Raw genomic sequence first — 15,825 nt, 5'->3', positions numbered from 1 at the left:
ACTACTCAGTTTTTGTAGTTTTTACAGTTGCAGGTTCAGCTTTCACTGTGCGGGGTGCAGGTAGCTTTTCATTTTCATCATCATGCATCGTTTTTTTAAAGTCTTTGACAGCACCACCAATATCTTTACCTAGATTTTTTAATTTTGAGGTACCAAAAAGTAAAACGACAACAATTAAGAAAATGATGACATGCCAAATTGATAAACCAGCCATATTCTATTCTCCTTATAATGAGACTTATATCAACAACTTCCTATGACATTGTGATGACAGATAGATTGCAATTTAAAGAAAGGATTAAGTCTAGACATGTATGTTCAAAGGCTAAGAACAGATTTATGTTCACCATCAAAAGGAATAGTTGATGTCAGCATGGCTGCCTATTTTAGGCTTTGTTGTGGGTTGGTCGATGAATTACTCTTCATGGGCAGAACGTTTTAAGCAAGGATGTGCCACCACTTTGGCGTGGTTCTTTATCCCATTTATCATTATATATCAGATGTTAAATTATCAAGCAGGCAGCTTGATGTTTATGCTTGTGAGTTTTTTTACAGCAGTGATGGTTTATGCTGTATTTAGCTTGATTTTTAAAGATACTTTAATTGCTTTATGTGCAAGCTATGTGAATATTGGTTGGCTTGGTTTTCCATTGGCATTACTTATTTTTGGTCAAGATGTGAGTGCAATGATGATTGCCCTTTATATTGGCAGTTCTATTTTTGGCAATATTTATGCTGTTCGTGCCGTCAGTACAGAAAAGCTAAACATACTTGCAACTTTAAATAAACTACGTCGAACCCCTGCAATGATGGCTTTAATGCTCGGTGTGTTTTTGCATGAACTTGGTATACAGCATAGGGTGCAATTGAGTTATATCACAGAGTTTGAAAGTTGGGTCAAAGTCGGCATGGTATTGACAGGAATGGCGGTTTTAGGCACATGGCTTGGTCAAACCAAAGTGACATGGCATGATTTAAAAACCAGTATATCAATGATGTCGATTAAGCTTGTGTTAGCAAGCAGTATATGTCTAATAATTTCATGGACATCATTTGCTGTATTTAAAGCACATTTAACATTGTGGTTTTTCTTATTCTGTTTACCGCCAGCTGCAAATATTGTGGCATTAGAAACCCATTACCAAGGCACAGGCAAGTCTGCGCATTATATTGCTGCAGGTACAATAACCAGTTTAATTACAATTATGCTATTTGCTATTGTCCTGCAGGTTTTAAATTGATTTTACTGGTTTAAACTTTGGTAAAACAGTTGCATAGCTTGACCACGGTGACTGTATTTATTTTTTTCACTTTTCTCAAGTTCGGCACTGCTTTTTTGTAGCTCAGGTAGCCAAAATAATGGGTCATAACCAAATCCATGCTCACCACGGGGTTGGTCTAAAATTTCACCTTGCCAAATACCTTGAAACACACGTGGCAGTGGATCTTCTGCATGTGAGACATAAGCGAGCACGCACACAAACATTCCTTGAATCGGTTGCCCATGTCGATATGCTTCTAATGTTTTTAATAGCTTTTGGTTATTGGCTTGATCATCACCATGTTCACCTGCATAGCGTGCTGAATAAATGCCAGGTGCACCGCCTAAGATAGGGACAGATAATCCTGAATCATCAGCAATCGCAGGTTTTCCAGATAAGCGTGCTGCATGACGGGCTTTAATAATGGCATTTTCAATAAAGCTTAATCCATCTTCAATGGCATCAGGAATATTAAGCTCACCTTGTGCAATGATTTGAACAGGCAATTTTAAATCAGCAAAAAGATGGTTAAATTCGCGAATTTTGCCTTGATTATTACTGGCAAGGACAAGTTCAGGTTCAGTCAGCCATGTGGTTTGAAGGGGATTTGCCATAATGGTCATGTCCTAAGATATTTAAGTTTTGTCCAATAAAAAACAGCACAAATGTGCTGCTTTGAGTGAGAAATGTACTAACTACATATTATTGTGCTTGAATCCATTGATCTGCACGATCAACTGCTTGCCGAATTTGTTCTGGCGTTAAGTTTGCTGCTAAAGCTGTTTTTTTGCTTTCAGACATATTAATTACTTTGTTATCTAACATGCCATCGCGTGTAGACAGTTCATACCACTGATATGCACCAATAAAGTCTTTCTTATGTTCTTCCATGAGCGCCAAATTGAAGCTTGCGCGGTTATCGCCATGGCTTGCTGCTTTTTCTAAATAGGTGCGTGCTAAGGTCATATTTTTGCTTGTACCTAGACCATCAGCCAACATACGCCCAACATTTAGTTGTGCTGCAGGAATACCTTGATCTGCAGCTTTTTTGTACCAAGCAAATGCTTGATTCATATCTTTTGCAGTATCTTTACCTGCTTGATAATGCATAGCAACATAAAATTGTGCAGCTGCTTGACCTGCATTGGCTTCTTTCACAAGGTCAGTAAAGCCCATTGTTGAATAACGTGCTGCTTGTGATGACACAGTTTGTTGTGTGGTTGGTAGATAGTCGGCATGTGATAGGACAGACAGTCCGAATAACAAACTACTAATTAAAAATTTTCTCATATTGCGCTCACTCGATAAATAGCGACTTCACCGAACAGATTGGGAAGATATTTACTGAGTAAACTATCTTGCTGATCTCCGTTCACAGCGAGCCGATTAATAATCCGAATTTGATTTTCAGCACATAGCGCCTCAAAATCTCGGAAAGTACATAAATGAATATTTGGTGTGTTATACCACATATACGGCAGTGCATCAGAAACAGGCATTTTGCCTTTTAATGCGAGAAATGAGCGTGTTTTCCAATGAGCAAAATTAGGAAAAGTAATAATTGCCTGTTTTCCTACACGTACCATATCTTTTAATAATACATCTGGCGCGTCTACAGATTGCAAAGCCTGCGCCATGACCACATAGTCAAAGGATTGATCAGCAAAACGATGTAATCCGAGGTTGAGGTCTTGTTGTATAATATTTAACCCTCGACCGATCGCAATTGCAATCTTTTCTTGATCAATTTCTAAGCCATAAGCACTAATATTATGCTTTTTACTCATATTTGCAAGTAGTTCGCCATCACCACAACCTAAATCAAGGACTTTAGAACCCGGATTAATCCATTTTTCAGAGAGTTGCTGATCTAATCTCATGTGGTTTTCTCCTGTAGGCGAGGTGTGGTGTGAAGGAGTGTTTCACCACCTAAAAACGCACGCATGGTATTGACATATAAAGGAATTGGAAACAAGAAAGAGTCATGTCCTTGTTTGGCATTAATTTCAAGATAGCTCACAGGTTTGTCTTTGGTAATGAGCGCATTCACAATTTCTTCTGAACGTTCAGGACTAAAGCGCCAATCTGTAGTGAAAGAAATCACTAAAAATCGGCATTTGGTATTGGCCATAGCTTGGGTCAATGATGCATCAAATTCACGCGCTGGATCAAAATAATCAAGTGCTTTGGTCATAATTAAATAGGTGTTTGCATCAAAGTTACGGCTAAACTGTTCACCTTGATAGCGCAAATAACTTTCAACTTGGAATTCAACATCAAAGCCATACATGAATTTGCCTGACTTTAAGTCACGACCGAATTTTTGCTTCATGGCAGCTTCAGATAAATAGGTAATGTGTCCAACCATACGCGCTAAAATTAAACCACGGCGCGGATAACTGTCATTGGCCAAATAATAGCCTTGATGGAAATCTGGATCAGATAAAATAGACTGTCGTGCCACTTCATTAAACGCAATGTTTTGAGCAGACAATTTAGGGGCACTGGCAATAATGACACAGCGTTCCAAACGATCAGGATAATCCACTGACCATTGCAAAGCTTGCATACCACCGAGTGAACCGCCAACTACTGCATACCATGTCTGAATCTTTAAGCGATCTGCCAACATGGCTTGAGTTTTGACCCAATCCCGTACCGTAACCAATGGAAAATCTGGGCCATAGGGAAGGTTATCATTTTCAGGATTAGGTGATGTTGGTCCTGTTGAACCATGACAGCCACCAATATTATTGAGTGCCACCACAAAAAATACATTGGTATCAATGGCTTTTCCTGGACCAATGCATGCATCCCACCATCCTGGTTTTTTATCTGTTTCTTGGTGATATCCTGCTGCATGATGATGGCCTGATAACGCATGACAAATTAAAATGGCATTTGATTTATCTTGGTTTAATGTGCCATAGGTTTCAACCATCAATTCAAAATGAGGTAAAATACGACCGCACTCCAATTGAAGCGGGTTTTCAAAGCTATACTTTTTCGGGGTAACTATACCCACGGAGTCAGAAGGAAAAGACACGGGTCGTAATCGCCTTAATTTTTAAATCATGAATGAGAAAAAGGATACCAACTTGGGTATCCTTTTTAAACCATTATTTGGTTTAAACTGTTTCTGAAACAATATCATTGATCTTTAAAACACCTTGATCAATCAATCGGTTGGTGCATGCAATAATTGCTTCAATTGGTGAAGTAATGGTATTGCTATGAATTCCTGCAGCAAATGCACTGCGACCTGTATCTTTAACTTGAATTTCAAGTAAAGCCAATGATTGTGCTTTAGAGTCATGACCAATACTGCGTTCTTCATAGCTCAAAACATCAATTGGAAGATTCAGCGCATTAATGACCGCAGAAATCGGTCCATTACCACGACCTTGTAAACGTTGAACTTGATCATTAATCACAATATCTAAATCAATGATTTGATCATGATCTTCTGTTGAAAGATGGTATTTTTTAATGCTGTAATGTTTATCTTTGATATTAATATACGTGGCTTTAAATAAGTCCCAAATTTCTTCAGCAGAAATTTCTTTGGATGTGGTGTCAGTATGCGCTTGTACAATTTGGCTAAATTCAATTTGTACACGGCGTGGCAAAGTGATGTTGTACTTTGATTCAAGTAAGTAAGCAATTCCACCTTTACCTGATTGGCTGTTCACACGAATCACAGCATCATAATCGCGGCCAAGATCTTTTGGGTCGATTGGGAGGTATGGCATATCCCAAATGGTTTCATTTTTTTGAAATTCAAAGCCTTTTTTAATGGCATCTTGATGCGAACCTGAAAATGCCGTAAAGACCAAATCACCTGCATATGGATGACGTGGGTGGACAGGCAAACCTGTACATTCTTCAATGGTTGCAATAATTTCATTAATGTTTGAAAAGTCTAAATGTGGTGCAACACCTTGCGAGTACATATTTAAGGCAATGGCTGCAATATCCACATTACCTGTACGTTCGCCATTTCCAAATACACAGCCTTCAACACGATCTGCACCTGCCATGATGGCAAGCTCAGATGCTGCAATTCCACAGCCGCGGTCATTATGGCAATGTACTGAAATCAGTACGCTATCGCGACGTGCTAAATTACGGTGCATCCACTCAATTTGATCGGCATAAACATTTGGTGTTGAAACTTCAACAGTTGCAGGTAAATTTAGAATAACTTTATTGTCAGGGGTAGCATCCCAAATTTCTGTGACTGCATCACACACGTCTTTAGCGACTTCAAGTTCAGTGGCTGAAAAACATTCTGGGCTATACTGAAACACCCATTTTGTTTCTGGTTGCTTTGCTGCATATTCTTTGACTTTTTTTGCAGCATCTGTAGCAAGTTTTTTTGCGCCATCAATATCTGTATTTAATACTTTTTGACGGAATGTCGGTGAATTTGAATTATAGATATGCACAATTGCACGTTTTGCACCGACAAGTGACTCAAAGGTACGAGCAATTAGATGATCACGTGCTTGTACTAAAACTTCAATATAGACGTCATCTGGAATATGGTTTTCTTCAATCAGTTTACGCGTAAAGTCAAAATCAGTCTGTGATGCTGAAGGAAAACCAATTTCAATATGCTTAAAGCCAATTTTGACGAGCATAAGAAACATTTTAAATTTTTGTTCGAGACTCATTGGTTCAAAGATGGCTTGATTCCCATCGCGCAGGTCAGTGCTCATCCAGAGTGGTGCTGTGGTGATTTCTTTATTTGGCCACTGGCGGTCTGGTAAATTAACACGTTGATACATACGGCGATATTTTTTGCTTGGATCAGCCAACATGATTGAATACTCCTTGTTATTTATGCAGAAGGGGGTCGTGTTATTGCATGAATAATATTATTTTAAAAATTTTGCGATTAGTTTACCTATATCATCTAGTTATGCATAGATAATCAAATCATTTAAGGGAGTTTAGGGTGGGTATACCCAAGTTAAATGATAAATTGTCTGATGTCAATCACCTTAAAAGGCAGATGTGTGAACTTGAAATATCTTGAAGCGTGGCTGTCCCTGCAAGGGCCATAGTAATTTCAAATTCTTCTTTTAATGTGCGGATGACATGAGCAACTCCTAAAGCGCCTGCACTGGCTAAACCATAAATATAAGGTCGGCCAATGAATATTGCAGTTGCACCTAAAGCCAAGGCTTTAAATACATCGCTGCCGCGCCGAATCCCCCCATCATAGAGCAATGGAAAGTCATCAGGAACTGCATGGCGAATTTGCTGTAAAGCGTGTAAGGCAGGGAGTGTTGTGTCTAGAACACGACCGCCATGATTCGATACAATAAGCCCAGCAACGCCATGCTGTATGGCCAGTTGAGCATCTTCAGGATGTAAAATACCTTTTAAAACCACAGGAAGGCTTGTGTTTTGAGTAAGCCATGCAATATCTGACCAAGTGGGAGCAAATTGCATTAAACCATCAAATACAGGATGCTCCTCTGGAGTGAGATGTTCTGCTATTAAATAAGGTTTGGTATGTGGATGAGGCATATTGGCAGGCAATTGAAAGTTGGCGTGGCGTTCAGTATCACGAATGCCTTTATGGGGCGCATCGACTGTGACCACAATCGCTTTATAGTTATGTGCTTCAGCTTCTTTTACGAGTGCTAATGATTTATCGCGATCGCCTTGCCAATACAACTGAAACCATTTAAATGGGTTGTCTTGTTTGAAGTGTTGCAAAGGGGTGTTGGTAAATGTGCTTAACACCATATTGCTTTGCATCACTTCAGCTGCTAATGCAGTGGCTTGTTCCGCTTGCTGATGAAATAATGCTTGATGCCCAATAGGCGCTAAAAAAATTGGATGCGGATAATGCTGCCCAAATAAAGTCAGTGCAGTGTGCCCATTTCGTAAGTTGTTGAGCATACGAGGTAAAATACGCCATGCATTAAATTGGGTTTGATTCTCTTGTAAGCTGATTTCATTCATTGCACCGCTTTGTAGGTATGACCAATATGATGCAGGCAAATGCTGCTGCGCTTGTTGTTCATAATCTAGTAGCGTTAAAAGATGCGCTGGAATATGTGTGAGTGGTGGCAGCATGGGTCAAACTCCTAAACGCGCCGAAAGAAAGCCTTACATTTCAGCCCATTTGCGAATCAAATTATGATACAGGCTTGTCAGTTGAACAACTTGCGGATGCTGATCACCTTGTTCGGCTCGTAAGCTTTGAATCGATTGATCCAATTGAAATAGCATATGTCGGTTAGAGTCATCACGGATCATGCTCTGTAACCAAAAAAAAGAGGCAACTCGGCAACCTGATGTAATTGCAGATACTTCATGTAAGCTTGTAGATGGATATAAAATCATATCTCCTGCAGGCAGCTTGGCTTCATGATAGCCATATGTATCTTCAATAACCAATTCTCCGCCATCATACTCAGTAGGATCGCTTAAAAACAACGTGCAAGATAAATCTGTGCGAATACGTTGATTGGAATGCGGCATATGCCGAATGGCATTGTCGACATGAAAACCAAATGCTTGCGAAATTTCGTATTGATTAAAAAAAGGCGGCATGATGTCAAGTGGCAATGCTGCTGATAAAAATAGCGGATACTGTGCAAGTGCATCTAAAATATGCTGACCTAGTTCTTTGGCAATTGGGTGATCAACAGGCAGTTGTTGGTTATTTTTGACCAAGGCTGACAAATTACCTGTGGTGGTTTTACCATCAGTCCACGTTGCTTGTTTTAATCGTTCACGAAAGTACTGAACTTGTTCAACATGAAGTACATGTGGAATGTGATGAATCATATCTAGGGTTTTCCGCAGAGAATCAAGTTGACTTGAAGAGCATATTCAATAAAACAGCCTCAAAAGAGGCTGCTTTATAAAAATGATAATCAATTAATATTTGAAGTTCAATGCCAATACTGCATTTCGTCCATCGGCTTCAGTCGCATAATGCGCAGCAAATGCTTTGGTGAAGTAGCGTTTATCAGTTACGTTGTTCACATTTAACTGTAAATCGATGTTTGAATTTACAATGTATTTTGCCATAAGGTCATAGCGTGTATAGCCTGGAACCCATAAGTTGTTGGTTGCACTACCGTAAACTCGGTCATTGGCAACGACACCACCGCCTAAGCTAAGTTTTGGTGTCACACGGTAATTGCTCCACAATGTAAAGCTGTTTTTAGGTACATTGGGTAATTGCTTACCTTGCGTATCTAATGCCACACCATTACGTGTATTTACACCAGGATTGCCTGTTTGTTTTGCATCTAAATAGCTATAGCCTAGCGCAACATCCCAAGCATCTGTGATATTGCCATTTAAGCCAAACTCAAAGCCATCAACTTGGCTTTCACCTGCATTGGTATATTGAATTGGGCTTACAGCAATACGAGTATTTTGTTTTTCGGTACGAAATATAGCTGCGGTAACATTGGCACGACTGTTCAATAAATCCCATTTTGTACCAAGTTCATAAGTACGTGCTTTCTCAGGAGATAAGTCAGCATATGCAGCAGCAATGGTTTCTGATCCATCACCTGAGCTAATCCCAACTGGGTTTGCTGATGTGGCAAAGCTTACATAAATACTGCCTTGCTCTACAGGTTTAAACGTTAAGCCTGCATTGTAAGTAAAGAACTTACTGTCGTTGTTAATACTGCTTGGGGACAATACCGTATATGTTGCACCGCTTACGCTCGCATATGCAGTTTGCTTGGTATTAAATTGATCCCAACGTACGCCTAAATCAAGTAACCATTGTGGGCTCAGCTCAATATTATCAAGTAAATAGACACCAATATTTCTGGTTTTAGTTGAGCTAACACCATGTCCAACACGATCGCTTGACCATGCATCATATGGGTTAGGACTGGTCAATGATGTACAAAAACCATTGCTTGTACCAATGCCATAATTTGGATTGAGTTTATTGGCACCTGTACCACACGCTTGTGCAGCGGTGAGTGAGTTGGTGGTGGTATAACTGCCGCGATCTGTGGATTGATAGCTGTAATCAACACCCATGTTCAGACGGTGTTCAAAACGTCCTGTGTTGAGTTTGCCACGCAGTGAAAGTTGGTCAGCATATGCGTCTGTATCATAAATATTGCTATTTGCACGACGCCATACTTTGTTATAGGTCACATTGCCTTGAGAGTCATCAGGCTGTGTCCATGAATAATCGTTTTTTGAGCCTGTATACGTGGCTGTATTGGCAAGTACAAAGCCGTTGTCAAACGTATGTTCAAGCTTGAATGTACCGATTTGATTTTCTTGTTTTTGGAAATCACGGTTCTTTAAGCCATAAAAAATGCCTTGTTTAACATTAACAGGTTTGCCTGCCGTACCTGCACCTGTTGGGTTGCTATAGGGTACGCCTGAATCAGGAATATCATCTGTTCTTAGATAGTAATAGCTGAAAGTGGCTTTGGTTGCAGAGTCTGTTCCAAAAACAATACTTGGGGCAATGCCTGCACGACTGTATTCAGCGCCGTTACGTTGTCCTGGCTTATCATTTTGATGACCCATCACCACAACACGTGCAGCAATGCCATTGTTAAAGTTTTTATTGCCATCAAGAACAATACGACGATAGTCATCTGTACCTTGACCAATTGAACCTTGAATAAAGTCTTCTTTTTTCGGGAGCTTACTGATGATATTAATACTACCACCTGTTGTACCTGCACCACCTAAAGAGGATGCTGATCCTTTAATAACTTCCACTTGATCAACATCAAACATTTCACGTTGTTGAGATGTCGCATTTCTCACACCATCAACATAGATTGAACTTTCAGAGTTGTAACCACGAATGATTGGACGATCGCCATTGGGGTTACCACCTTCACCAGCACCTAAAGTCACACCTGGCACTGTTCTTAATGCATCACTTAAAGTTGTGGCTTGCGTATCTGCAATGAGTTTTGATGAGATAACATCTACTGATTTTGCAGTATCACGCAACGGTGCTAAAAATCTTGGGTTTGCTGACTGATCTGTTTTTAACGATGGTGCTTTTTCTTCAGTATGGCTATGTGACTCAATCGTTGGTAGTTCTGCAAGGTCTTGCTGCGCAATCGCTGCTGTTGTAATCATAGACAGAGAGGAGACAAGTGCAGAAGAGACAAACTTTTTACGTGATTTGATGAAGGACATGTTTCAACTCGTAAGTAAATGTAACGATTCTTAAATAAAAATGATTATCGTTAATTTGGTATACTTTGAAAATAGCAAAACTTCAATCATGGATGAAAAAAGGATTTTATAGAATTAAAATCATTATAAATCAGTATTTTATATGTTATTTTAAATAGCAATAGATCGCCATAAAGCAATCGTTATTAATAATCATTATTATTTGATAAATTAAGCTCAATTTAAGACTATTTAATTAATGAAATGTGTAATTGAGTGTTATTTAAATCACTGATTTTAATTTTAATTATGAAATAGACAAAAGAGACGGGCTAGTCAGTTTTCTAAATAATGAAGTGAATAGGTATCACGTTAATTATAACGCTTCAATCATGATCAAAATGTGACAAAAAAAGACAATTTGTAACCATGCGAAGCAGGAAATATGCGTTGTGCTGGTCAAATAGTAACTTTGTTGAAATTGGCTTGAAATGAATAAAAAAAGCCAAAAATAGCACTTATTCACTCTATTTTACCCCTTTTTAGGCGTAAATGGATAAACATACAGCAAAACTTTGTATATATTGGTTGTATAGAATATAATGCACCACTTTAAAAATTTTGTTATTACTCACCTGTGAAAAGAATAGAGGAAGCCATGCAAGTAACGACTGAAGCTGTTTCGGGCGTTGCCCGTCGTTTAAACGTATCTGTACCGACTGGCCGTATTAATGAGCAATTTGAAGCTCGTTTAAAGCGCACTGCCAAAACTGCAAAAATCAACGGCTTCCGTAAAGGTAAAATTCCTTTAAATGTTGTACGCCGTGAATATGGTGCAGGTATTTATCAAGAAGTTGTGAATGACATCATTCGTGATACCGTATTTGAAGCAATTCAACAAGAAAAAATCAATGCTGTTGGTATGCCAAATATTGAAAAAGTTGAAAACACTGAAGATGCATTAGTGTATGAAGCGACTGTTGAAGTTTATCCTGAAGTTGAAGTGAAAGCATTTGATGGTTTAGAAGTTGAACGTCAAATTTCAGAAATCAAAGATAAAGATGTCGATCAAATGATCGAAAACTTGCGTAAACAACGTCAAACTTGGGTCAACACCAAAGGCATGGCGAAAAAAGACATGCAAGTGACTTTTGACTTTGAAGGTTCGATTGATGGCGAAATCTTTGATGGCGGTTCAGCGCAAGATTACAAACTTGTGCTTGGCGCAGGTCAAATGATTCCTGGTTTTGAAGATGGCATCATTGGCATGAAGAGTGGCGAAGAGAAAGTTATTGATGTAACTTTCCCTGAAGACTATCAAGCTGAAAACCTTGCAGGAAAAGCTGCTCAATTCAAAATCACACTCAAGCAAGTTGAAAAAGCAAAATTGCCTGAAGTTGATGCTGAATTTTTAGAAATCTTTGGCTTAGCTGAAGGTGAAGGCGTAGATAAATTAAAAGCTGACGTTCGTAAAAATATGGAACGTGAAGTGAAAAATGGTTTACGTAATCAAGTGAAAGCAGCAACATTTGATGCATTGGTTGCAGCCAATGAAATTGAAGTACCAAATGCAATGGTTGCTCAAGAAATTGACCGTCAACGTCAGCAAATGATTCAGCAATTCACACAACAGTTTGGTGCTCAAGGTGCAAATGCATTTGATGCAAGCATGTTGCCAGATGATTTATTTAAAGAACAAGCAACGCGTTCAGTGAAGCTAGGTGTACTTGTAAGCACTGTACTTGCAAATGCGAAACTTGAAGTTGATCAAGCGCGTGTTGATGCTTATATCGATGAAATGTCAACTTCATATGAAGATCCAGCTGAAGTGATTGAATATTTCAAAAACGATCAGCAACAGCGTTCACAAATTGAAGCTGTGATTTTAGAAGACCAAGTGGTTGACTATATTCTTGCTTCAGCAAAAGTGACTGAGAAAGAAATTTCTTATGAAGACTTGTTAAAAGAGCAACAAGCTCGTCAACAACAACAAGGTTAATGGTTGTGTTGAACCGAAAAAAGGCGCTTTAATCGCGCCTTTTTTTATGCTGTTGTTAAATTGTTAATCCTGTATAAAATCAGCACGATTCCAAAAGAATCTGCGTAATAAAAGTCAGGATTCGCTTTGCATTTTCAGCTAATATACCTCATATTGTTACCGTAAGATAAGTGACAAAAAGAATTTAGGAAAAAATAAAGCCATGTATGTTCCAAATATAGAAAATGCTTTAGTCCCGATGGTTGTTGAACAGTCCTCACGTGGGGAACGTTCCTTTGATATTTTTTCTCGTTTATTACGCGAGCGCGTAATTTTCTTAACGGGCGAAGTTGAAGACAATATGGCCAATTTAATTGTTGCGCAGATGTTGTTTTTAGAAGCAGAAAATCCTGATAAAGACATTCATTTGTATATCAATTCACCTGGCGGTTCTGTAACAGCAGGGATGGCAATTTATGACACCATGCAGTTTATTAAACCAGACGTTTCTACCATTTGTATGGGTCAGGCAGCATCAATGGGTGCTTTTCTGTTAAATGCCGGTGCAAAAGGGAAGCGCTATTGTTTAGAAAATGCACGTGTGATGATTCATCAACCTTTAGGCGGTTTCCGTGGTCAGGCATCTGATATTGAAATTCATGCCCGTGAAATTATTTTTATTAAAGAGCGTTTAAACCGTTTAATGGCCGAGCACAGTGGTCAAGACTATGAAACGCTAGCACGTGACACTGACCGTGATAATTTTATGACTGCTCAAGCAGCCAAAGATTATGGTTTAGTTGACGCAGTGCTTAATAAGCGCCCATAAATTAAAATTTAGTGATTTGGAGTAAATATGTCCGACCATCCTCAAGGACAAAAAAACTGTTCATTTTGCGGAAAGAAACAGGCAGAAGTCGGTAAATTGATCGCAGGTGAGGACGCATATATCTGTAATGAATGCGTAGATGTATGTTTAGACTTAGTGCAAACAAGTCAGCAAGTCAATACAAATGATTGGTCAGCACGTCCGTTACCAAAACCACAAGAAATTCGTGCTGCGCTTGATCAATACGTTATTGGACAAGACACTGCGAAAAAAACATTGTCAGTTGCGGTATATAATCACTATAAACGCCTCAAAGTATCTGAAAGTACGCAGAAAAAAGATGCAGTTGAATTGGCGAAAAGTAATATTTTGTTGATTGGTCCAACAGGATCGGGCAAAACATTATTGGCACAGACATTAGCACGTTTATTAGATGTTCCTTTTGCAATGGCAGATGCAACAACACTCACTGAGGCAGGTTATGTCGGTGAAGATGTTGAAAACATCGTCCAAAAGCTGTTGCAAAAATCAGATTATGATGTCGATAAAGCACAAAAAGGCATTATCTATATTGATGAGATTGACAAAATCACACGTAAAGCTGAAAACCCATCCATTACCCGTGATGTATCTGGGGAAGGGGTACAGCAAGCTTTACTTAAAATGATTGAAGGCACTGTGGCATCAATTCCACCTCAAGGCGGACGCAAGCATCCACAGCAAGAACTGATTCAAGTCGATACTTCAAATATATTGTTTATTTGTGGTGGTGCGTTTTCTGGTTTAGAAAAAATTGTTCAGCAACGTCAAGAAAAAGGCGGCATTGGCTTTAATGCAGAAGTCAGTAAAAAAGATGATCGCCAACGTGTTTCGGAACTATTTAGTCAAGTTGAAGCCACAGACCTTGTGAAATTCGGTTTAATCCCTGAGTTTATTGGTCGTCTCCCTGTGATTGCAACGCTTGAAGAATTAGATGAAGAAGCATTAATGCAAATTTTGACTGAGCCAAAAAATGCGTTAACACGTCAATATCAATATTTATTTGATATGGAAGATGTGGATCTTATTTTTGAAGATGCTGCGCTTCGTGCGGTGGCGAAAAAAGCATTGGCACACAACACAGGTGCACGTGGTTTACGCTCAATTTTAGAAAATGTATTACTTGATACCATGTATGACTTACCAAGTCGCCAAGATGTCGGTACAGTGATTATTAATGATCAAGTGATTTCAGAAAATAAATTGCCTGAGTTCAAACCAGAGCGTCAGCCGAAAGAACAAGAAGTTGAACCTGAGCCTGAATTAAAAGTTGTTGGCAATAAATAATTGTAGTTAGAATTAAAACGCACCTTGGGGTGCGTTTTTTTATACATTATTTTAGTGCAGGATGATTTTTTAATTCAGTGAACACACGGTAAGCTGCTTTAATACGTTCTTGATTTGGAATACGTTTATTCATCAGCATGACCAGTGCAAAGTCCTCGTTTGGAACAAAAAATAAATATGTGCCAAAGCCATTGGTGGACCCTGTTTTATGAAAGACTTTAGAACGCGGTTCAGAAAAATGAGTAGTCATTTCATTTGATTCAAAAATGATTTGTTCTGTATTACTGTCTGTGAGTGTTTCAAGGCGAGTTGGATATGCAAACATTTCCCAACCTAAGGCTTGATACATGTCATGTCCTACCACTTTATAATAGCCTTGTTGAGTATCTAAAATGGCTTGTTTCATTAAAGGTGAGCTGGTTTCTGGATGCAGACTCAGTTTTAAAAACTGTAATAAATCAGGCAATGTCGACTTAACACCATAAGCTTCTGCTGAAAACGGACCTGCATCCACACGAATGGGACGGTTTTTGCTGTCATAACCCAAGGCATAGTCTTTCATTTTGTCGGAAGGCACTTGGATATAGGTGTTTTTGAGTTCAAGTTGTGGAAAAATCGTACCTTCTAACCAAGTTGTAAAAGGCATACCTACAGCCTTTGCAGTTAAATGACCAAATAAACCAATACTTGGATTTGAATATTGACGGTATTGTCCGGGCTTATTTTTGATTTGCCAATTTTTAAAGTAGCTCAATACTTGTTGGTCAGTTTTTACAGTTTCTGGAAACTGTAAACTTAAATGACCACTGGTATAAGTTAAAAGCTGTAGTAAGTTGAGCTGATCAATCGGAGCTTGTTTAAGTGCAGGCCAATATTGACTCGGATGATCTTGAAAAGATATTTTACCTTGTTGTTTGGCATAAGCACCTGCTGTTGCTGTGAAAATTTTACTCACTGATCCCAATTCGAATATGGTTTGCGGTGTTACAGGCGTAGCAGTTGTTATAGATTGAACACCATAATACTGCTGATTTATATGGTTTTTATAAATAATACCAATGGCCATACCAGGAACATGGTATTGATTCATTAATGGCTTGAATGCGTTGGTAATTACAGTTTGAATAGGATCGGGAGGGGTATTTTGATGTAAGGCTTGAGCTTGCGTTTGTAGGCTACATCCATAGATGAGTGTGATAAAACCCAATTTTAAAAATGATAACAGGTGTCTTTGCATGATCTTCACGTCCTTGTTGGTCACTTTAAGCGTAGGCCAATTA

Annotated in this window: 14 protein-coding genes; 4 read left to right on the top strand and 10 right to left on the bottom strand. The window is 38.9% G+C overall.

Annotated features, from left to right (window positions below):
* Position 1: 1 nt before the first annotated feature.
* Positions 2-214, bottom strand: coding sequence for a Sec-independent protein translocase subunit TatA (gene tatA, locus CFY84_RS06315; protein ID WP_088823309.1), 213 nt, complete (start codon positions 212-214; stop codon positions 2-4).
* 151 nt (positions 215-365) lie between these two features.
* Between tatA and CFY84_RS06310 the strand changes: the two genes are divergently transcribed.
* A complete protein-coding gene (locus tag CFY84_RS06310) occupies positions 366-1,241 on the top strand; it encodes an AEC family transporter (protein ID WP_088823308.1) in 876 nt (291 codons plus the stop codon).
* Positions 1,242-1,243: 2 nt separating this feature from the next.
* On the opposite strand, the gene rdgB is transcribed toward CFY84_RS06310, so the two are convergent.
* The 8 genes from rdgB to CFY84_RS06270 all read right to left on the bottom strand — a co-directional run bounded on the left by rdgB (position 1,244) and on the right by CFY84_RS06270 (position 10,433).
* Entirely contained in the window at positions 1,244-1,876 is a 633-nt protein-coding gene (gene rdgB / locus CFY84_RS06305) for an RdgB/HAM1 family non-canonical purine NTP pyrophosphatase (protein ID WP_088823307.1), read from the bottom strand.
* 88 nt (positions 1,877-1,964) lie between these two features.
* Positions 1,965-2,552: a tetratricopeptide repeat protein gene (locus tag CFY84_RS06300; protein ID WP_088823306.1), complete on the bottom strand. Its 588-nt coding sequence runs from the start codon at positions 2,550-2,552 to the stop codon at positions 1,965-1,967.
* Positions 2,549-3,142, bottom strand: a complete 594-nt coding sequence (metW, locus tag CFY84_RS06295) for a methionine biosynthesis protein MetW (protein ID WP_088823305.1) — start codon at positions 3,140-3,142, stop codon at positions 2,549-2,551. Before metW ends, CFY84_RS06300 begins: the two co-directional genes overlap by 4 nt.
* A complete protein-coding gene (metX, locus tag CFY84_RS06290; protein WP_088823304.1) occupies positions 3,139-4,308 on the bottom strand; it encodes a homoserine O-succinyltransferase MetX in 1,170 nt (389 codons plus the stop codon). The genes metW and metX overlap by 4 nt, the downstream gene beginning before the upstream one ends.
* Before the next feature lie 82 nt (positions 4,309-4,390).
* Positions 4,391-6,088 (bottom strand): 2-isopropylmalate synthase, encoded by a 1,698-nt coding sequence (gene leuA / locus CFY84_RS06285; RefSeq protein ID WP_088823303.1) that lies wholly within the window; start codon positions 6,086-6,088, stop codon positions 4,391-4,393.
* Positions 6,089-6,263: 175 nt separating this feature from the next.
* The gene (locus CFY84_RS06280; protein WP_088823302.1) at positions 6,264-7,355 is read right to left on the bottom strand and encodes an alpha-hydroxy acid oxidase; all 1,092 of its coding nucleotides are present in this window, start codon (positions 7,353-7,355) and stop codon (positions 6,264-6,266) included.
* Positions 7,356-7,388: 33 nt separating this feature from the next.
* Positions 7,389-8,072, bottom strand: a complete 684-nt coding sequence (locus tag CFY84_RS06275) for a Fe2+-dependent dioxygenase (RefSeq protein ID WP_088823301.1) — start codon at positions 8,070-8,072, stop codon at positions 7,389-7,391.
* 93 nt (positions 8,073-8,165) lie between these two features.
* Positions 8,166-10,433, bottom strand: coding sequence for a TonB-dependent receptor (locus CFY84_RS06270; protein ID WP_088823300.1), 2,268 nt, complete (start codon positions 10,431-10,433; stop codon positions 8,166-8,168).
* 637 nt (positions 10,434-11,070) lie between these two features.
* Here CFY84_RS06270 and tig point away from each other — a divergent pair.
* From tig to clpX, 3 genes are all read left to right on the top strand, one after another.
* The gene (tig, locus tag CFY84_RS06265; RefSeq protein ID WP_088823299.1) at positions 11,071-12,411 is read left to right on the top strand and encodes a trigger factor; all 1,341 of its coding nucleotides are present in this window, start codon (positions 11,071-11,073) and stop codon (positions 12,409-12,411) included.
* Between the two features lie 202 nt (positions 12,412-12,613).
* Entirely contained in the window at positions 12,614-13,219 is a 606-nt protein-coding gene (gene clpP, locus CFY84_RS06260) for an ATP-dependent Clp endopeptidase proteolytic subunit ClpP (RefSeq protein ID WP_088823298.1), read from the top strand.
* Positions 13,220-13,246: 27 nt separating this feature from the next.
* A complete protein-coding gene (gene clpX / locus CFY84_RS06255) occupies positions 13,247-14,545 on the top strand; it encodes an ATP-dependent Clp protease ATP-binding subunit ClpX (protein ID WP_088823297.1) in 1,299 nt (432 codons plus the stop codon).
* Positions 14,546-14,591: 46 nt separating this feature from the next.
* On the opposite strand, the gene ampC is transcribed toward clpX, so the two are convergent.
* Positions 14,592-15,782: a class C beta-lactamase gene (gene ampC / locus CFY84_RS06250; protein ID WP_088823296.1), complete on the bottom strand. Its 1,191-nt coding sequence runs from the start codon at positions 15,780-15,782 to the stop codon at positions 14,592-14,594.
* Between the last annotated feature and the right edge of the window lie 43 nt (positions 15,783-15,825).

The sequence above is a fragment of the Acinetobacter apis genome (genome assembly GCF_900197575.1).
Lineage (GTDB): Bacteria > Pseudomonadota > Gammaproteobacteria > Pseudomonadales > Moraxellaceae > Acinetobacter > Acinetobacter apis.
Note: the sequence above shows the minus strand (reverse complement) of the source record. Positions and strands in the feature narration are given on the sequence as shown.

Excerpts from the sequence above, each read along its gene's own strand:
- CFY84_RS06280 (WP_088823302.1), bottom strand. The coding sequence starts at position 7,355 with ATGCTGCCACCACTCACACATATTCCAGCGCATCTTTTAACGCTACTA.
- tig (WP_088823299.1), top strand. The coding sequence starts at position 11,071 with ATGCAAGTAACGACTGAAGCTGTTTCGGGCGTTGCCCGTCGTTTAAAC.
- CFY84_RS06300 (WP_088823306.1), bottom strand. The coding sequence starts at position 2,552 with ATGAGAAAATTTTTAATTAGTAGTTTGTTATTCGGACTGTCTGTCCTA.
- CFY84_RS06310 (WP_088823308.1), top strand. The coding sequence starts at position 366 with ATGTCAGCATGGCTGCCTATTTTAGGCTTTGTTGTGGGTTGGTCGATG.
- clpX (WP_088823297.1), top strand. The coding sequence starts at position 13,247 with ATGTCCGACCATCCTCAAGGACAAAAAAACTGTTCATTTTGCGGAAAG.
- CFY84_RS06270 (WP_088823300.1), bottom strand. The coding sequence starts at position 10,433 with ATGTCCTTCATCAAATCACGTAAAAAGTTTGTCTCTTCTGCACTTGTC.
- ampC (WP_088823296.1), bottom strand. The coding sequence starts at position 15,782 with ATGCAAAGACACCTGTTATCATTTTTAAAATTGGGTTTTATCACACTC.
- CFY84_RS06275 (WP_088823301.1), bottom strand. The coding sequence starts at position 8,072 with ATGATTCATCACATTCCACATGTACTTCATGTTGAACAAGTTCAGTAC.
- clpP (WP_088823298.1), top strand. The coding sequence starts at position 12,614 with ATGTATGTTCCAAATATAGAAAATGCTTTAGTCCCGATGGTTGTTGAA.
- metW (WP_088823305.1), bottom strand. The coding sequence starts at position 3,142 with ATGAGATTAGATCAGCAACTCTCTGAAAAATGGATTAATCCGGGTTCT.
- tatA (WP_088823309.1), bottom strand. The coding sequence starts at position 214 with ATGGCTGGTTTATCAATTTGGCATGTCATCATTTTCTTAATTGTTGTC.
- rdgB (WP_088823307.1), bottom strand. The coding sequence starts at position 1,876 with ATGGCAAATCCCCTTCAAACCACATGGCTGACTGAACCTGAACTTGTC.